The following is a 15,899-nucleotide window of genomic DNA, read 5'->3' as shown; positions in this document are numbered from 1 at the left end:
GGCGTTTGGAGGGGGCACGGCATGCGCGACCCGGAGGAGGATGACGCGGGTGTGCACGTGGGTGGCGACGCTCCCGGAGGTGTCCGGCTCGCGGCCCGCCGTACTCCGCGCAAGCCGGGCCGTGGCGCGAGGGCGCGCAGGCGCAATCTGATCGTCTCGGGCTCCCTGTCGGCCGCCATCCTGGCGGGCACCGGCTGGGTGTGGGCCACGCCGCGGCAGATCGGCTCGGTCGACGCGGGGCTCGGCGCGGTCGAGCAGGCCCCACGGGGGGCGATGAACATCCTTCTGGTCGGTGTCGACAAGCGCGACGACCTGACCCGCAAGGAGCAGAACAGGCTCAAGCTGGGCCGCGAGGTCGGCGAGCGCACCGACACGATGATGGTGATCCACCTGTCGGAGGACCACCGCAAGGCGACGGTGGTGAGCCTGCCGCGCGACACCTGGACCACGATTCCCGGCAAGGGCCAGCACAAGATCAATTCTGCTTACCAGTTCGGCGGGGCCAAGCTGGCGGTCAAGACCGTTCAGCAGCTGACGGGGTTGCCGATCAGCAGGTACATCGAGGTGAACGTCCTCGGGTTCGTGGACGTGGTCGACAGGCTGGGCGGCGTGACCGTCTGCACTCCGGTGCCCATCAACGACCCGAAGACAGGGCTCGACCTGCGGGCGGGCACGCACAGGCTCGACGGCGCGAAGGCGCTCGGCTACGCCCGCACCAGGGCGACCGCCCGCTCCGACCTCGACAGGATCGACCGCCAGCAGCAGGTCATCTCGGCGATGCTGAAGGAGGCGCTGTCGAACCCCGCCAGCCTCATCTCCTTCGTCAACGCCTCGCTGGCGACGATCAAGGTGGATCCCGACGACGGGCTCGTGCCGCTGGTCGAGCAGCTCAAGGACGTCTCGCTGAACGACGTGAGGTTCGCAGGGGTACCGCTGGCGAACGTCGACTTCAAGACGCCGACGGGCGAGTCGGCCGTGTTGTGGGACAAGGAGCGGGCCGCCGACCTGTTCCGGCGGATCGCCGCCGACCAGGACCTGGCCAAACCCGCCCCGAAGCCGTCGCCCGTCCCCACGTTGAGCACGCGGACCGTGCCACCGGACCAGATCACGGTCAAGGTGCTGAACGGCACGCTGATCACCGGGCTCGGCGCGCGCACCAAGGCCGGCCTGGTCGCCTACGGGTTCAAGGTGCCGGACGAGCCGGGCAACACCGCCCGCAAGGACTTCGCGACGACGCTGGTGCGCCACGCTCCCGGCAAGGCGGAGGAGGCGAAGGTGGTGGCCGCGGCGATCCCTGGCGCGCAGCTGAAGGAGAGCGACGTCAAGGGCATCGAGGTCGTGATCGGGCAGGACCAGCCAAAGATCCGCAAACCCAAATCGGCCGCGACTCCGTCCGTCTCACCGTCACCCCAAGCGACCCCCACCACCCGCACCGCAAGCCAGAACATCTGCAAGAGAGAGGAATAAGTCTCCCTTTTTCGGGCAGAGGGAGAGACCACGAGCGGAGGTGGCTGAAAATGATGGTCAGGTCCTGGGCGGACGGTCGTTTCGCACTCCTCCAGGCGGTCGGTGACTTGGATCTGACGACAGCCCCCCGTCTGAGAGCCGAGATCGATGCCGTGCTGGCCACGGAGGAGCCGCACCTGGCGATCGACCTGACCGAGGTGCCGTTCTGCGACTCGGTCGGTCTCGGAGTGCTGGTCTCGACGCTGACACGGGTGCGGGAGCAGCACGGCAGGATGGTGCTGGTCGTGGGCGGCGGCATGATCCCCCATCTGCTGACGATCACGAACCTGGACCGCCACTTCGAGGTGACCGGCTCGATCGACGAGGCGCGTCAGGAGCTGGCGGCCTGAGCCTTGCCGCCGCCGAACGCCCTTCACTAGCATCGGCGACGCCTTCACGCAGGCGCGGGACTCCGCTGCCGAGCGCGACCCGCGACCACCGGAGGATGCCCGTATGAGGCTTGGCGTGATGTTCGACCGCGGTCTGCCGCCCGAGCGGCTCGTCCCGTTCGCGCAGACGCTCGACTCCGGGCTCGACTCGCGGATCGACGACCTCTGGGTGGTGGAGGACCTCGGCTGGACGGGCGGCCTCACCTCGGCCGCCGCCGCGCTCGCCAGTACCTCGCGGGTGAGGGTCGGCCTCGGCATCGCTCCGGCCCCGTTGCGCAACCCGATGCTGCTGGCCATGGAGTTCGCCAATCTGGCCAGGCTCTTCCCCGGGCGGTTCGTCGGCGGCGTCGGTCACGGCGTACAGGACTGGATGCGCCAGGTCGGCGCGGCGGCGCCCTCTCCCCTGGCGTTGCTGGAGGAGACGATCACCGCGGTGCGCGGGCTGCTGCGCGGCGAGAGCGTGACCGTGCACGGCAGGTCCGTCCACCTCGACGAGGTACGGCTGGTGCACCCGCCCGCCGTGGTGCCCCCGATCGTGGCGGGGGTGAAGAGCCCGCGTTCGCTGGCCCTGTCGGGCAGGGTGGCGCAGGGCACGATCCTCCCCGAGGGCATCGGCCCCGACTCGATCGGAGCGACGCTGGAGCGGATCTCCGCCCAGGACGAGCACGAGCTGATCGTCTTCACCCACCTGTGCGTAGGCGACTCCTCGGCGCTGGACGCGACGCGACAGGAAGTGGCCGCGTTCCTGGGCGTGGACCCGTCCGAGGTCTTCAACGCCGAGGGCACGCCCGAGCAGGCCGCCGACGCGGTCAAGGCGCTCTGGGCGGCTGGTGCGAGCACCGTCGTGCTGCGCCCGTTCGGCGACGATCCCCTCTCCCATGTCGAGCGGCTCCTGTCCGCCCTCTAGGGACGATCGGCCGATGGCGGATCGTCCACATGGCCGATAGCACCGCGGCCGATCGGCGTCACGATCGCTTACATGAAGCGGATGATCGCACTGGCCGCGGCGGGGCTCGTCACTCTGACCGCCTGCGGTTTCCAGCCCGACACGAAGGAACAGCACCAGGCCACGACCTTCCCCCACGCGGGCGGCACGTTGACCGTGCAGGCCAGGGTGGGCGACCTGCGCGTGGTTCCCGGCGACGCCTCGGGGGTGAAGGTCGAACGGTGGCTGCAGGGCACGGGCGGCGACCCTGGCAGGTCCACGTGGGCGCTCGAGAACGGCACGCTGTCGCTGCGCACCGACTGCACGGTCTTCTTCTCCACCTGCGGGGCGCGCTACACCGTGCACCTGCCGCCTGGGGTCAAGCTCGTCGTCGAGGGAGGGGACGAGCGGGTGACGCTGTCCGGCCTGGCCCAGGACGTCTCGGTGTCCACCACCGGTGGCGACATCCTCGCCGACGGCCTGTCGGGCGTGCTGCGGCTGCGCACGGGCGAAGGGCTCATCAGGTCGACGGCCACCCGTTCGGCCGACGTGCGGGCCAAGTCCCGCGACGGCGACATCAGGGTGCAGTTCGCCACGCCGCCCGGCAAGGTCGACACCCAGTCACGGGAGGGCGGCGTGGTGGTGACCGTGCCCCAGGGCGAGTACGGCATCACCGCGGAGAGCCGCAACGGCCGTGCCCGGTCGGAGTTCAAGGACGCGGGCAAGGCCGGCGTCAGGACCATCGTGGCCAGGAGCCTCGACGGAGACGTCAGGATCTCCAGGGCGTAGCAGGGGTCACGACGCACGTGACGAAGCCCTCGGGCCTGTCGGCGAAGCAGCCGGAGCCCTGGTCGACGGCTGCCCCGCCACCCGGATCGAGGAGACAAGGAGGGGGGTGGAGTCGATCTCCACGGAGACGTCTTGAGCGGTATCACGCTCGACGCCTGATACGTTCGCGCAGTCTCGACTTTGCGCTAGGGGGAGCAGATGGTGGAGATTCGACCGTTCCAGCCTTATGACCTGCCGGGCATGTACCGGGTGTGCCTGCAGACGGGGGACTCGGGCAAGGACGCCACCTCGCTGTACCACGACCCGGACCTGCTCGCCCACATCTACGCGGGCCCCTACCCCGTGGCCGACCCCGAGCTGAGCTTCGTCGCCGTGGACCAGCAGGGCGTGCTCGGCTACATCATCGCCACCGCCGACACCCTGGCCTTCGAGCACTGGATGGAGGAGCACTGGTGGCCAGGGCTGCGGGCGCGCTACCCGCGCGGGATGGCCGCCAACCCCGCCGACGGAACGCAGGACTGGTGGTGCGTCCAGCGGATCCACGACGCCAGGCCGACGCCCGACGAGCTCTACGACCGCTACCCCGCCCATCTCCACATCGACGTCCTGCCCAGGGGGCAGGGCGCGGGGGTGGGGCGGCAGCTGATGAAGACGCTGCTCGACGCGCTGCGGGTGCGGCGGGTTCCGGGCGTGCACCTGGGCGTGGGCGCGGGCAATCCTGGAGCTTTCGCGTTCTACCAGGCCATGGGCTTCAGCGTGATCCGGCCCGATTCCTGGGGCTCCACTATGGCGCGGCCTATTCTAGACGTGTAATATCCAGAATATGCGGATGAGCGAGGGCGTCGAGTGGGCGCTCCACAGCTGCCTCAACCTCTCGTGGATCGAGACGGGCGAGGCGATGACGGCAGCCAAGCTGGCCGCCTTCTACAGCCTGCCGACGGCGTACCTCAACAAGCAGCTCCAGTCGCTGGCGAAGGCCGGGATCCTGACCTCGACCTCGGGCCCGAGGGGAGGGTTCCGGTTGGCCCGCCCGCTCGACAAGATCACCCTGATGGACGTGGTCACCGCGATCGAGGGCGCCGAAGAGGCGTTCAGGTGCGAGCAGATCCTGCGGGAGGGCCCCGGCGGCAGCCCGCACGTCGACTACAGGGAGTCGTGCGTGATCGCGCAGGCGATGCGCAGGGCGGAGCTGGCCTGGCGGCACGAGCTGGCCGGTCAGACGCTGGCCGACATCAGGAAGACCGTCGAGGGCCGCTTCCCCGGGACGCCCGACAACACCCGGTCATGGTTCGCGAACCTGCGAACCTGATCGGTTCCTGGCAAAATTCTGGATATCGAACAGAGAGAATAGCGAGAATGTTGAACATCCACTTCCCCGGCGACGAGGGCTTCGAGCAGGCCACCCGGCCGTGGAACCTGGCCGTCCACCAGCCCGTCCGAGCGGTCGCCGAGGCGCACGACGCCGACGACGTCGCCGCAGCGGTCAAACTGGCCCGCGAGGCCGGGCTGGCCATCGCGGCCCAGCCCAGCGGGCACGGCGCCAGCGGCGACGTCGAGGGCGCGATCCTGCTGCGCACCCGCGGGCTGTCCACACTGGAGATCGACCCTGCCGCCAGGGTCGCGCGCGTCGGCGCCGGCGTCGCGTGGGGACAGGTGCAGGCGGCCGCGGGCGCGCACGGCCTGACCGGCCTGCCGGGCAGCTCCCCCGTCGTCACCGTCACCGGCTACACGCTGGGCGGCGGCCTGTCCTGGTTCTCCCGCGCGCACGGCTGGGCCTCCTCCAGCGTTCGCTCCTTCGACATCGTCGACGCCGAAGGGCGCTCGTCCACGGTGACGCGCGACGACGAGCTCTTCTGGGCTCTGCGCGGCGGCGGCGGGGACTTCGCCCTCGTGACGGCCATCGAGTTCGACCTCCACCCCGCCCCCGACCTGTACGGCGGGCGCGTCCTGTGGCCCGCCGAGCGCGCGCCCGAGGTGCTGGAGGCCTTCAAGGAGATCACCGCGACCGCGCCCGACGAGCTGACACTCTGGTTCGAGCTGCTGCAGTTCCCCGGCGCGCCGCCGTTCGTCGCCGTGGACTCCACCTACCTCGGGCAGGACGCGAGCCGGCTGCTCGCGCCGCTCGACAGGATCGGCGGGACGCTGTCCGACACCCGCGGGCGGATGCCGATCGCCGCGCTCGGGGACATCACCGGCGAGCCGACCGACCCGGGGCCCGGCGCGTCCAAGGCCCAGCTCATCGGCGACCTCGACGGGATCCTGGAGCGGCTCATGCCCATCGATCCGCTGATCAGCGTGCAGATCAGACATCTGGGCGGCGCGCTCGCCAGGCCGTCCGACAGCGCGGCGGGACAGCTCGACGACCCCTACCTGCTCTACCTGTTCGGCCTGCCGGGCGTCGAGGAGCGCCAGCAGGAGATCATCGACGGCGGGCGCAGGCCGTACACGTTCCTGTCCCGCGGGGAGAGCGCCGCCGACGCCTTCCCTGCCGAGACCCTGGAGCGGCTGCGCGACATCAAGCGCAGGCACGACCCCGACGGCCTGTTCCGCAGCAACTACCCCGTGCTCGGCGGAAACTGAGATGACGGGGGACCTGTCGCCTCTCTACGCTCGCCGGCATGAGACTGAACGTCGTCGACGTCGAGGCCACGTGCTGGGACGGCGAGCCGCCACCGGGGACGGTCAGCGAGATCATCGAGATCGGGCTGACCGTCGTCGACCTCGGCTCGCGTGAGCGGATCTCCCGCCACCGCATCCTGGTACGGCCGTCGCGCTCCACGGTCAGCGCCTTCTGCACCGAGCTGACCGGGCTCACCCAGGCCGAGGTCGACACGGGGGTCGGCTTCGCCGAGGCGTGCGGGATCCTGGCGGCCGAGCACGCGGCGGGGTCGCGACCGTGGGCGAGCTGGGGCGACTACGACCGCCACCAGTTCACCCGGCAGTGCGGCGCCACAGGGACGGCCTACCCGTTCGGGAACCGCCACACCAACGCCAAGGCGGTCTTCACCCAGGCGCACGGGCTGCGCAAGCGGCCGGGAATGGCGCAGGCCCTGCGGGTCGCGGGACTTCCTCTGGAGGGGCGGCACCACCGGGGCGAGGACGACGCGTGGAACATCGCCGCCCTGATACTCGATCTCGCGGCTCGGAGAGCCTGGCCCATGACCTGACCAGCATCCCCTCGTGGTGACTACACAGAGTGATCGATCAATCATACATTGTGACCTGGCGCCTACGGCTCCAGCTTGATCACTCTCTCGGAAAGGAATCTTCCGTGAAATTCATCGTCGCCACGCTCAGCCTCTCCCTCTTCTTCCTCGTCGGTCTCGTCTCGCCCGCCCAGGCCTCCGACAACCCGTCCTACGTCTGCACGACCGTTGACCTGTCGGACGACGGCGACCTGACCGGCATCCGCTGCAGGCCGAGCGGCGGCGCCCCCGCCACCGGGCCGATCGTCGGGCCGTTCGCCGTCTGGTCGCCGCTCCGGTTGCTGCAGATCATCATCTGCCACTCCGGGCAGGCGTACACCCCCGACGGGATCATCGGGACCGACTGCAGGAGCATCTTCTGAGCCACCCGGCTCCTCTCCCCCCGGCTCCCCCCACGACCCCGTCGCGCTCAGCGGGACACCGACGCCGACGGGGAGTTCGAGACGAGGAAGGGAGCGAGAAGCCCGGGAACCGCCTCCTCGGCGAACCCGACGCCCTCGCCCACACCCACGTCCTTCACCCGATGAGCCCCCGCGGCCGTCGCCGCCGTCAGCGTCATCAACCCCCTCCGCCGCTGCGTGGGCGACCGGCCGACCACCCAGCCGATCACGCCGTCCTTCCGCAACGCCACCGTCCTGCGTCGTGCCGCGCCGTGCCTGGTCACCAGGTACGGCCCCGCCAGCCCGTGACCGAGACTGCGATAGGCGTCAACGGCCAGCGGCAACGTCACCAGCAGGCTCGCGGGAGCGATCACCCACACCGCGTCGGGAATCCAGCTCAGCCACACGCCGAGCCAGGCCAGCGGCGGTGTCACGAGCGCGAGCGGCCACACCGCCCGGAACAGCCGCAGCCGCAGGGCCGCCCGTGGATGCGGACGCAACGACACCGTCAGCGCGGGCCCGCCGAGCACCTGCGCGGCCACCCGCAACGCCGTCACCCGCGGCGCGGGCGGCAGCAGCGTGGCAGACGTCCTCTCCTCGTCGTCGTCGGGGTCGACACCCGCGACCAGTGCCCGCAACCTGGCCCCGCCACCCCACCGCAGCGGAACCGGTTCGGCCATCTCCAGCCCGCGCAGCCGCGCCTCCTCCAGCGAGAGCGACCGCGTGCTGATCAGGCCGCGCCGTACCCGGTAGGTGCCGTCGGGTTCACGCGACAGGCTGAACCGCCACCACACCTCCACATACAGCCCCACCGCCCCCGCCAGGCCGATCACCGCGACGGCCAGGACGGCGAGCACGGCCACCAGCACGGGCGACGCCGTCGCCTCGCCCCAGAGGTCCCGCAGGAAGCCGACCTCTCCCGGCTCGACGCCGAAGATCTCCAGCACCCGGAAGAACGCGCCGAACGGGGCGAGCCCGATGAGCGGCGTCCAGCTGCTCAGCAGCGCGAACCCGATCCACCCAGGCCGCCACGTGGCCAGCGTGGACTCCGGCGGGGCCGTACCCCTCTTGTCGAGCAGCAGCGCCCGCAGCCGCTCGGCCCTGGCCGAGGCGAGCGCGTCCAGGCGCAGCCCCGCCTGCTGCTCGCCCGCGTCGACCCGCACCACCGCGAGACCCAGCAGCCGATGCGCGGGCCCGGCCGTGAGGTCGACGGCCCTGACGCGGTCGCGAGGGATCGAGCGATGCCGCCTGAACAGCAGCCCCGACCGCAGTTCGAACCGGTCGCCGGCGATCCGGTAGCGGGTGGTGGCGTACCGGATCGAGACGAGCACCCCGGCCCCCACGAGCACGGCCAGCAGCGTGAGCAGCGGGACGACGGTCCGGAGGCTCGGCCCCGCGATCGCGACGACGGCCACCGCGGGAATCGCGGGCCCGATCACGTAGCTCAGTCCAGCCCCGACGGTCCGCCGGTCGAGCCGCTCCCACCCCTCGCCCAGGGCGGGACGGCCCCCGTCGGCACGTCCCGCCCGGCTCAGGTCATGTCCTTCGTAACGGCTCGCATCCGGCCGGTCCACCGCGTCCTGACGATTCACCTCGCGTCTCCCGGAGCTGCCCGCGTCCTGACGGTTCGCGTCGCGTCTCCCGGAACTCCCCGCGTCCTGACGGTTCACGTCGCGTCTCCGGGAACGGCCTGTGTCCTTGCCGTCAGCCGCTCGACGAGGTCGGCGGCCAGCAGACGATCCAGGCCCTGGATCTTGATCGACCCCGCGGCCGAGGCCGTGGTGACCTTCACACCGGACAACCCGAAGATCTGCTGGAGCGGGCCGCGCACGGTGTCGACGGTCTGGATACGCGACATCGGCGCCACCCTCGCCTTGTGCCACACCCAGCCGGAGGCCGCGTAGACCGCGTCCTCGGTGGTCTCCCACCGGTGCACCCGGTAGCGCAGGCGTGGCATGGCCAGCACGTACGCCAGACCGGGCACCCCGATGACGGCCGCCGAGAGCAGCAGCCACTCCCGGGCGGGCGGGATCAGCAGACCCAGCAGGCCCAGCACGAGCACCGGAGGCACCACAGGGACCAGCGCCTGCGCCGTCCACCAGCGGACCGCCCTCGGATCCATGGGATGCCGGGGTGGCCGGAGTTCGAGTCTCATCCTGTCTCCTTACGGCGCACCGCTTCTGGCCTCTCGGACCAAATTTTGACCGCCTGGCCAAAATTTAGCACAAGTGGCCATTCCCGTCCCCTTCGATGCGCCACTGGACAGCACACACATCCGGCTGCTCCCGCCGATGCCCACGTGGACCGCGCCGCCCTCGATGGTCGTGCAGCCGCGCTCCCACCGCCGTGCCTGCCGGACCGGTTGCCCCCAGGCTCGGCCGTCCACGCGGTCGCGCGATGAGCCCCAAAGCAGGGGTCAGGGTCGGTTCGGGGTCGGGCCGGGGTGATCCCCGTCGAATCAGATGAGCTGGGCGGACAGACTCGAAGGGACTTGATCAACGCTTTCCGAGTGGAGTTCCCCCATGCGCCGTTCCTTGGCCCTGTCCCTGGCCGCCGCCGCGACGTTCGGTGTCGTCGCCCCCGCGCAGGCCGCCACCGGCGGGCCCGCCACGGGCCTGGACCGTGCCGCCCTGCGCGAGGCGATCGCCGTGCGCCCGGACGACGGCGCCTCAGGTGTCGTGGCCGAGGTGCACAAGGACGGGCAGGCGTGGCGGGGTTCGTCCGGGGACGTCGTCACCGGTAAGCGCGTCAGCCGCGCCGCCCACTTCCGGATCGGCAGCATCAGCAAGTCGATGGACGCGGTGATCCTGCTCCAGCTGTCCGCCGAGGGCCGGGTGGACCTGGACCAGAGCGTCCAGCACTACCTGCCCGGGCTGTTGCCGGAGGACCGGTTCAAGGAGCCGATCAGCGTACGGCAGCTGCTCAACCACACCAGCGGCCTGCCCCATGATCTCGAGGGCGCCCCGGCCACCTCCCCGGACGAGGAGATCGAGCGCCGCCTCGACTACGTCACCTTCGACGAGGCGATCCAGCGGACGCTCCACCCCGAGGGCCGGCCGGCTCCAGGACCGCGCTCTCGCCCCGGCACCCGGCAGGAGTACAACTCCTTCGGCTACCGCGTCGCCGGCAAGCTCATCGAGGAGATCACCGGGCACCCGTACCAGTACGAGGTGACCACCCGCATCCTCAAGCCGCTGAAGATGCGGGAGACCAGGGCCGCCGTGCCGGGCCGCAGCACGGCCGTGCCCCGGCCGTACCTGCCCGGCTACCTGACGAGGAGCAGTGGCGAGCCAGTCGACGTCAACGTGCAGGGCGGGCTGCCCGCCAGCATGACCTCCACGACGGGTGACCTGGACCGCTTCATCTCCGGCCTGTTCGACGGCCGGCTGCTGCGCCCGGCACAGGCCGCGGAGCTGTTCGCCGTGCCGAAGGGCGCCGACGGCAAGCCGCTGCCGTACGCCGACGACTCCAACTGCAACACCGGCCCCGGCAAGGGTACGGCCTGCTTCAGCGTCGGCCTGAAGTACGTGCCCTTGCCCGACGGCTCGCTCCTGTGGGGCAAGACGGGCTCCGACCCGGGTTACCGGAGCGGCGTCTTCGCCTCCCGTGACCTCGGCCGGCGCGCGGTCTACTCGATGGGCACCTCGTCCTCCGGCAACAACGGCGCACCGGCAGTGGCCCAGCGCCTGCTCCTCGCCGCCCTCGGCAACTGAAAGGCCGGACCGACCGCAATCCCACGTGCGGCCGCGGTCGGTGGTGGTCGTCGAGGGGGCCTCGTGGTCGAGGATCTCCTCGACGACGCGCGCGCCTGGTACCCGTTTCCCGGCCAGAGCGCTCGATCAGATTCCAGACGCCGTCGACGTGCGCAAGGCACCTTCGTGGCGGTTCATGGCTCCGAAGCCAGGATCACGGAACGGGAACCCACGTCGAGATCCACCCCACAGCGCGAAACCCGGCCCCCTCACCGATGGGGACCGGGTTTCCGCAGTTCATCCCCTACTTGAGGAGCTGCCTGGCCATGACCATGCGCTGGATCTGGTTGGTGCCCTCGTAGATCTGGGTGATCTTGGCGTCGCGCATCATGCGCTCCACCGGGAACTCGCGCGTGTAGCCGTATCCGCCCAGCAGCTGCACCGCGTCCGTGGTGATCTCCATCGCGGCGTCCGACGCGGCGCACTTGGCGGCACTGGACAGGAACGTGAGGTCCTTCTGAGGCCGGCCGTGCATCGCCAGCTCCGACTTGGCCGCGGCGTGGTAGGTGAGCTGGCGGGCGGCCTCCAGCTTCATCCCCATGTCCGCGATCATGAACTGCAGGCCCTGGAAGTCGGCGATCGCCTTGCCGAACTGCTTCCGCTCCTTGACGTAGCCGATGGCGTAGTCGAGGGCGCCCTGGGCGATGCCCAGCGCCTGGGCGGCGATGGTGACGCGGGTGTGGTCGAGGGTCGCCAGTGCGGTCTTGAAGCCGGTCCCTGGAGCGCCGATCATGCGGGACGCCGGGATGCGGACGTCCTCCAGGATGACCTGGCGGGTGGGCGACGCCTTGATGCCGAGCTTCTTCTCCTTGGGCCCGAAGGAGACGCCCTCGTCCGACTTCTCTACGACGAAGGCGGAGATGCCGCGCGCGCCCGCGCTGGGGTCAGTGACGGCCATGACCGTGTAGTACTCCGAGACGCCCGCGTTCGTGATCCACATCTTGACGCCGTTGAGGACGTAGTGGTCGCCGTCGAGGACGGCGCGGGTCTTCATGGCGGCCGCGTCGGATCCGGCCTCGGGCTCGGACAGCGCGTAGGAGAACATCGCCTCGCCCGTGGCGACGGGCGTGAGGTAGCGCGTCTTCAGCTCGTCCGAGGCCGACAGCAGGAGGGGGACGGTGCCGAGCTTGTTCACGGCGGGGATCAGCGAGGAGGAGGCGCAGGCGCGGGCGACCTCCTCGATGACGATGACCGCGGCGAGCGCGTCGCCTCCCGCACCGCCGTACTCCTCGGGGACGTGGATCGCGTGCAGGTCAGCGGCCACGAGCGACTTGTAGACGTCCCACGGGAACTCCTCGCGCTCGTCGGCCTCGGCGGCGCGGGGCGCGATCTTCTCATCGGCGAGGGCACGGACGGTCTCGCGGAGCATCTCGTGCTCCTCGGTGAGGGCGTAGGTCATACCCGAATACTAGGACGTCCAAGCATCTTGTTACCAGCGGGTACGGTTTCCCGGTTTACCCAGGTGGCACAGTGGAAGTTACGGGTACCGGTAACATGCCTTGGCGATGAAAGGAGCTGACTCGTGCCATATCGCCTTACGGTGATCGGAACCGGGTATCTGGGCATCACTCACGCGGCCTGCATGGCGGACCTCGGGTTCGAGGTTCTCGGCCTCGACATCGATCCTGACAAGATCCGTCGCCTGCAGAACGGCGAGCTGCCGATCCACGAACCCGGGTTGCAAGAGATCCTGAGGCGAGGGCTCGCGTCGGGGCGGCTGCGCTTCACGACCTCCTACGAGGAGGCGGGCGCGTTCGGCGACGTCCACTTCCTGTGCCTGGGCACGCCGCAGAAGCAGGGTGAGTACGCCGCGGACGTCTCCTACCTCGACGCGGCCGTCGAGTCGCTCGCGCCGTACCTGGAGCGGGAGTGCCTGGTCGTCGGCAAGTCGACCGTCCCCGTCGGCACCGCGGCCCGCCTGGCCGCCAAGCTCGCGCGGCTGTCTCCTGTCAACGCGGCGGCCGAGCTGGCGTGGAACCCCGAGTTCCTGCGCGAGGGCTTCGCCGTGCAGGACACGTTGAAGCCCGACCGCATCGTGGTCGGCGTCGCCTCCGAGCACGCGGAGAAGATCCTGCGGGAGGTCTACGAGCCGCTCGGCGACATTCCGATGGTGGTGACCGACTACCCGACGTCCGAGCTGGTCAAGAGCGCGGCCAACGCCTTCCTCGCGACCAAGATCTCCTTCATCAACGCCATGGCCGAGGTGTGCGAGGCGTCCCACGCGGACGTCCAGCAGCTGTCGAGGGCGCTGTCGTTCGACGACAGGATCGGCGGGCGCTTTCTCAACCCCGGGCTCGGGTTCGGCGGCGGATGCCTGCCCAAGGACATCCGCGCGTTCATGGCGCGGGCGGGCGAGCTGGGCGCCGACCAGGCGCTGACGTTCCTGCGCGAGGTCGACGCGATCAACATGCGCCGCAGGGCGCGCATGGTGGACCTGGCGAGGGAACTGGCCGGCGGCTCGTTCCGCGGATGCACGGTCGGCGTGCTGGGCGCCGCCTTCAAGCCGAACTCCGACGACATCCGCGACTCCCCCGCGCTCGACGTCGCCGTGACGATCGTGCAGCAGGGTGGGAAGGTCACCGTCTACGACCCGATCGCGCTGGACAACGCCCGCAAGGCGCACCCCGAGCTCTCCTACGGCAGCTCGGCGCTGGACGCGGTACGCGGCGCGCACGTGGTGCTGCTGCTGACCGAATGGCAGGAGTTCGTGGAGCTGGACCCGGAGGAGCTGGGCGAGGCGGTCGTCACCCGCAAGATCGTCGACGGGCGTAACGCGCTGAACTCCGAGGCGTGGCGCTCGGCGGGCTGGCACTACCGCGCTCTCGGCCGGCCGTAGCCGCTGCCCGTCGTTCCCGGCGCGGCGGGCCGCCCAGCCCACCGCGCCGGACCAGCCCACCGCGCGCGTGCCGGGCGCCCGACCCACCGCGCCGGACCAGCCCACCGCGCGCGTGCCGGGCGCCTGACCCACCGTGCGCGTGCCGGGCCGGCCCTCAAACCGGGCCGGCCGTCAAACCGGGCCGCCCGCCACACGCAGCGCGCTAGCGCCCCAGTTCGGCCGCCTCGGCGCGCAGCTTCTCGCCCTTGGCCTGGGCCTGCTCGCGCAGCGTCTCCTGGAAGGCCTCCATCCGCCCGCGCAACCCCTCGTCGGAGGCGGCCAGGATGCGGACGGCCAGCAGGCCCGCGTTGCGCGCCCCGCCGACGGCGACCGTCGCCACGGGTACGCCCGCGGGCATCTGCACGATCGACAGCAGGGAGTCCATGCCGTCGAGGTACTTCAGCGGAACCGGCACGCCGATCACCGGCAGCGGAGTGACCGAGGCCAGCATGCCCGGCAGGTGCGCCGCCCCGCCGGCGCCCGCGATGATCACCTTGAGGCCGCGCGGCGCGGCCTGCCTGCCGTACTCGATCATCTCGATCGGCATGCGGTGCGCGGAGACCACGTCGGCTTCGAACGGCACGCCGAACTCGGCCACCGCCTCCGCGGCCAGCTTCATGACCGGCCAGTCGGAGTCGCTGCCCATCACGATGCCGATCATGTGTACTCCCCTGTGGTGAGGTAGACGGCCGCGTGCTTGGCACGGGCTCTGGCGTCGTCGAGGTCGGTGCCGAGCACGGTCACGTGGCCGATCTTGCGTCCCGGCCGCACCTCTTTGCCGTAGAAGTGCATCTTGACGCCGGGGTCGTGAGCCATCACGTGCTCGTAGCGCTTGAAGATGGCGGGGTCGTCACCGCCGAGGAGGTTGACCATGACGACGTACGGCGCGGTGAGCGAGGGCGAGCCGAGCGGCAGGTCGAGCACGGCCCGCAGGTGCTGCTCGAACTGGGAGGTACGGGCGCCCTCGATGGTCCAGTGGCCGCTGTTGTGGGGCCGCATGGCCAGCTCGTTGACCACGAGGCCGTCGGCGGTCTCGAACATCTCCACCGCCAGCAGCCCGGTCACGCCCAGCTCGTCGGCGATCTTGAGCGCAATGCGCTGGGCCTGGGCGGCGTCCTCGGGGTCGAGGCCGGGCGCGGGGGCAAGGACCTCGACGCAGATGCCGTTCTCCTGGACGGTCTCCACCACCGGGTAGCTGACGCCCTGGCCGTGAGGCGAGCGGGCGACCAGCACGGCCAGCTCGCGCTGGAACGGCACGAACGCCTCGGCCAGCAGCGGGATGCCGGTCGCGACGACCTCGGCGGCCTCGCTCCTGTCGTCGCACACCCAGACGCCGCGGCCGTCGTAGCCGCCTCTGATCGCCTTCAGCACGACGGGCCAGCCGTTCTCGGCGGCGAACGCCTCGACGTCGGCGACCGTCTCCACGGCCCGCCACGCGGGGCACGGCGCGCCGAAGGCGGTCAGCCGCCTGCGCATCTCCGCCTTGTCCTGGGCGTGAACCAGCGCGTCCGCTCCGGGATGCACCTGGACGCCCTCGTCGGTCAGCGCCCCGATGTGCTCGGTGGGGACGTGCTCGTGGTCGAAGGTGACGGCGTCACAGCCTGCGGCGAAGTCGCGCAGGACGGCGAGGTCACGGTAGTCGCCGAGCCTGGTGTCGACGATCACCTTGGCGGCGCTCTCGTCCTGCGTGTTGGCCAGGACCCGCAGCTCGATCCCGAGCGGGATGGCGGCCTGCTGCATCATGCGGGCCAACTGGCCCGCGCCGACAACGCCCACCACGGGGCCGACATGCGAAGAGGTGCTGCTCACGTGCCCGAAGCATACCGGCAGGCGAGCTGTTCCCATCCGGCGGACGGGCTGATCCGCCGGGCAGGGCTGGGCGGCCGTTCCGGGTCGCCTCACAGCACGACCGCCCAGCGCGTACTCCGTCCGGCGTGCTCAGCCGCCCGATCGGATGCGGATGGGACGGCGCTCCGCCCTGCCTCTCGCGGGAGTCCGGCACGCGTCGCCCAGGGTGACGGCCGTCCGTCGCGAGCCCCCCGACCCCGCGACCTGCGTCAGCGTAACGGCCATCGAG

General features: G+C 70.8%; 16 protein-coding genes. 11 read left to right on the top strand and 5 right to left on the bottom strand.

Translation table 11 applies throughout. The features are described from left to right. Nucleotides 1–21 precede the first annotated feature (21 nt). From ACFSKW_RS09180 to ACFSKW_RS09140, 9 genes are all read left to right on the top strand, one after another. On the top strand, nucleotides 22–1,467 hold the full coding sequence (locus ACFSKW_RS09180) for an LCP family protein (protein WP_379571166.1): 1,446 nt from the start codon (nucleotides 22–24) through the stop codon (nucleotides 1,465–1,467). A 50-nt stretch (nucleotides 1,468–1,517) separates the two neighbouring features. Further along, nucleotides 1,518–1,856 carry an STAS domain-containing protein gene (locus ACFSKW_RS09175; RefSeq protein ID WP_379571164.1) on the top strand — a complete coding sequence of 113 codons (339 nt, stop codon included), beginning with the start codon at nucleotides 1,518–1,520 and terminating at the stop codon, nucleotides 1,854–1,856. 103 nt (nucleotides 1,857–1,959) lie between these two features. Further along, nucleotides 1,960–2,802 carry an LLM class flavin-dependent oxidoreductase gene (locus tag ACFSKW_RS09170; RefSeq protein ID WP_379571162.1) on the top strand — a complete coding sequence of 281 codons (843 nt, stop codon included), beginning with the start codon at nucleotides 1,960–1,962 and terminating at the stop codon, nucleotides 2,800–2,802. A gap of 72 nt (nucleotides 2,803–2,874) precedes the next feature. Continuing rightward, complete coding sequence (locus tag ACFSKW_RS09165) at nucleotides 2,875–3,609, top strand: DUF4097 family beta strand repeat-containing protein (RefSeq protein WP_379571160.1); 735 nt, start codon at nucleotides 2,875–2,877, stop codon at nucleotides 3,607–3,609. Nucleotides 3,610–3,807: 198 nt separating this feature from the next. Then, a complete protein-coding gene (locus ACFSKW_RS09160) occupies nucleotides 3,808–4,422 on the top strand; it encodes a GNAT family N-acetyltransferase (RefSeq protein ID WP_379571158.1) in 615 nt (204 codons plus the stop codon). Between the two features lie 16 nt (nucleotides 4,423–4,438). Beyond that, the gene (locus ACFSKW_RS09155) at nucleotides 4,439–4,918 is read left to right on the top strand and encodes an RrF2 family transcriptional regulator (protein ID WP_379571156.1); all 480 of its coding nucleotides are present in this window, start codon (nucleotides 4,439–4,441) and stop codon (nucleotides 4,916–4,918) included. 47 nt (nucleotides 4,919–4,965) lie between these two features. Further along, a complete protein-coding gene (locus ACFSKW_RS09150) occupies nucleotides 4,966–6,189 on the top strand; it encodes an FAD-binding oxidoreductase (RefSeq protein WP_379571154.1) in 1,224 nt (407 codons plus the stop codon). Between the two features lie 38 nt (nucleotides 6,190–6,227). Continuing rightward, nucleotides 6,228–6,776, top strand: coding sequence for a 3'-5' exonuclease (locus tag ACFSKW_RS09145; protein WP_379571152.1), 549 nt, complete (start codon nucleotides 6,228–6,230; stop codon nucleotides 6,774–6,776). A gap of 104 nt (nucleotides 6,777–6,880) precedes the next feature. Next, nucleotides 6,881–7,177 (top strand): hypothetical protein, encoded by a 297-nt coding sequence (locus ACFSKW_RS09140; RefSeq protein ID WP_379571150.1) that lies wholly within the window; start codon nucleotides 6,881–6,883, stop codon nucleotides 7,175–7,177. A gap of 47 nt (nucleotides 7,178–7,224) precedes the next feature. Here ACFSKW_RS09140 and ACFSKW_RS09135 read toward each other — a convergent pair whose 3' ends face one another. Continuing rightward, entirely contained in the window at nucleotides 7,225–8,787 is a 1,563-nt protein-coding gene (locus tag ACFSKW_RS09135) for a PH domain-containing protein (RefSeq protein WP_379571148.1), read from the bottom strand. Between the two features lie 74 nt (nucleotides 8,788–8,861). Continuing rightward, the gene (locus ACFSKW_RS09130) at nucleotides 8,862–9,350 is read right to left on the bottom strand and encodes a PH domain-containing protein (RefSeq protein WP_379571146.1); all 489 of its coding nucleotides are present in this window, start codon (nucleotides 9,348–9,350) and stop codon (nucleotides 8,862–8,864) included. Between the two features lie 367 nt (nucleotides 9,351–9,717). Between ACFSKW_RS09130 and ACFSKW_RS09125 the strand changes: the two genes are divergently transcribed. Then, nucleotides 9,718–10,908, top strand: coding sequence for a serine hydrolase domain-containing protein (locus tag ACFSKW_RS09125; protein WP_379571144.1), 1,191 nt, complete (start codon nucleotides 9,718–9,720; stop codon nucleotides 10,906–10,908). A 283-nt stretch (nucleotides 10,909–11,191) separates the two neighbouring features. On the opposite strand, the gene ACFSKW_RS09120 is transcribed toward ACFSKW_RS09125, so the two are convergent. After that, nucleotides 11,192–12,346: an acyl-CoA dehydrogenase family protein gene (locus tag ACFSKW_RS09120; RefSeq protein ID WP_379571142.1), complete on the bottom strand. Its 1,155-nt coding sequence runs from the start codon at nucleotides 12,344–12,346 to the stop codon at nucleotides 11,192–11,194. A gap of 123 nt (nucleotides 12,347–12,469) precedes the next feature. Between ACFSKW_RS09120 and ACFSKW_RS09115 the strand changes: the two genes are divergently transcribed. Continuing rightward, entirely contained in the window at nucleotides 12,470–13,783 is a 1,314-nt protein-coding gene (locus tag ACFSKW_RS09115; RefSeq protein ID WP_379571140.1) for a UDP-glucose dehydrogenase family protein, read from the top strand. 202 nt (nucleotides 13,784–13,985) lie between these two features. On the opposite strand, the gene purE is transcribed toward ACFSKW_RS09115, so the two are convergent. Together purE and ACFSKW_RS09105 are read right to left on the bottom strand one after the other, a co-directional pair. Continuing rightward, the gene (gene purE / locus ACFSKW_RS09110) at nucleotides 13,986–14,483 is read right to left on the bottom strand and encodes a 5-(carboxyamino)imidazole ribonucleotide mutase (protein WP_379571138.1); all 498 of its coding nucleotides are present in this window, start codon (nucleotides 14,481–14,483) and stop codon (nucleotides 13,986–13,988) included. Continuing rightward, nucleotides 14,480–15,631: a 5-(carboxyamino)imidazole ribonucleotide synthase gene (locus tag ACFSKW_RS09105; RefSeq protein ID WP_379571136.1), complete on the bottom strand. Its 1,152-nt coding sequence runs from the start codon at nucleotides 15,629–15,631 to the stop codon at nucleotides 14,480–14,482. Before ACFSKW_RS09105 ends, purE begins: the two co-directional genes overlap by 4 nt. Nucleotides 15,632–15,899: the final 268 nt, after the last annotated feature.

Origin of the sequence: Nonomuraea mangrovi (assembly GCF_042681425.1) — a bacterium.
Classification (GTDB): Bacteria; Actinomycetota; Actinomycetes; order Streptosporangiales; family Streptosporangiaceae; genus Nonomuraea; species Nonomuraea mangrovi.
The sequence above is the reverse complement of the archived record's forward strand: the minus strand, read 5'-3'. Positions and strand labels throughout refer to the sequence as shown.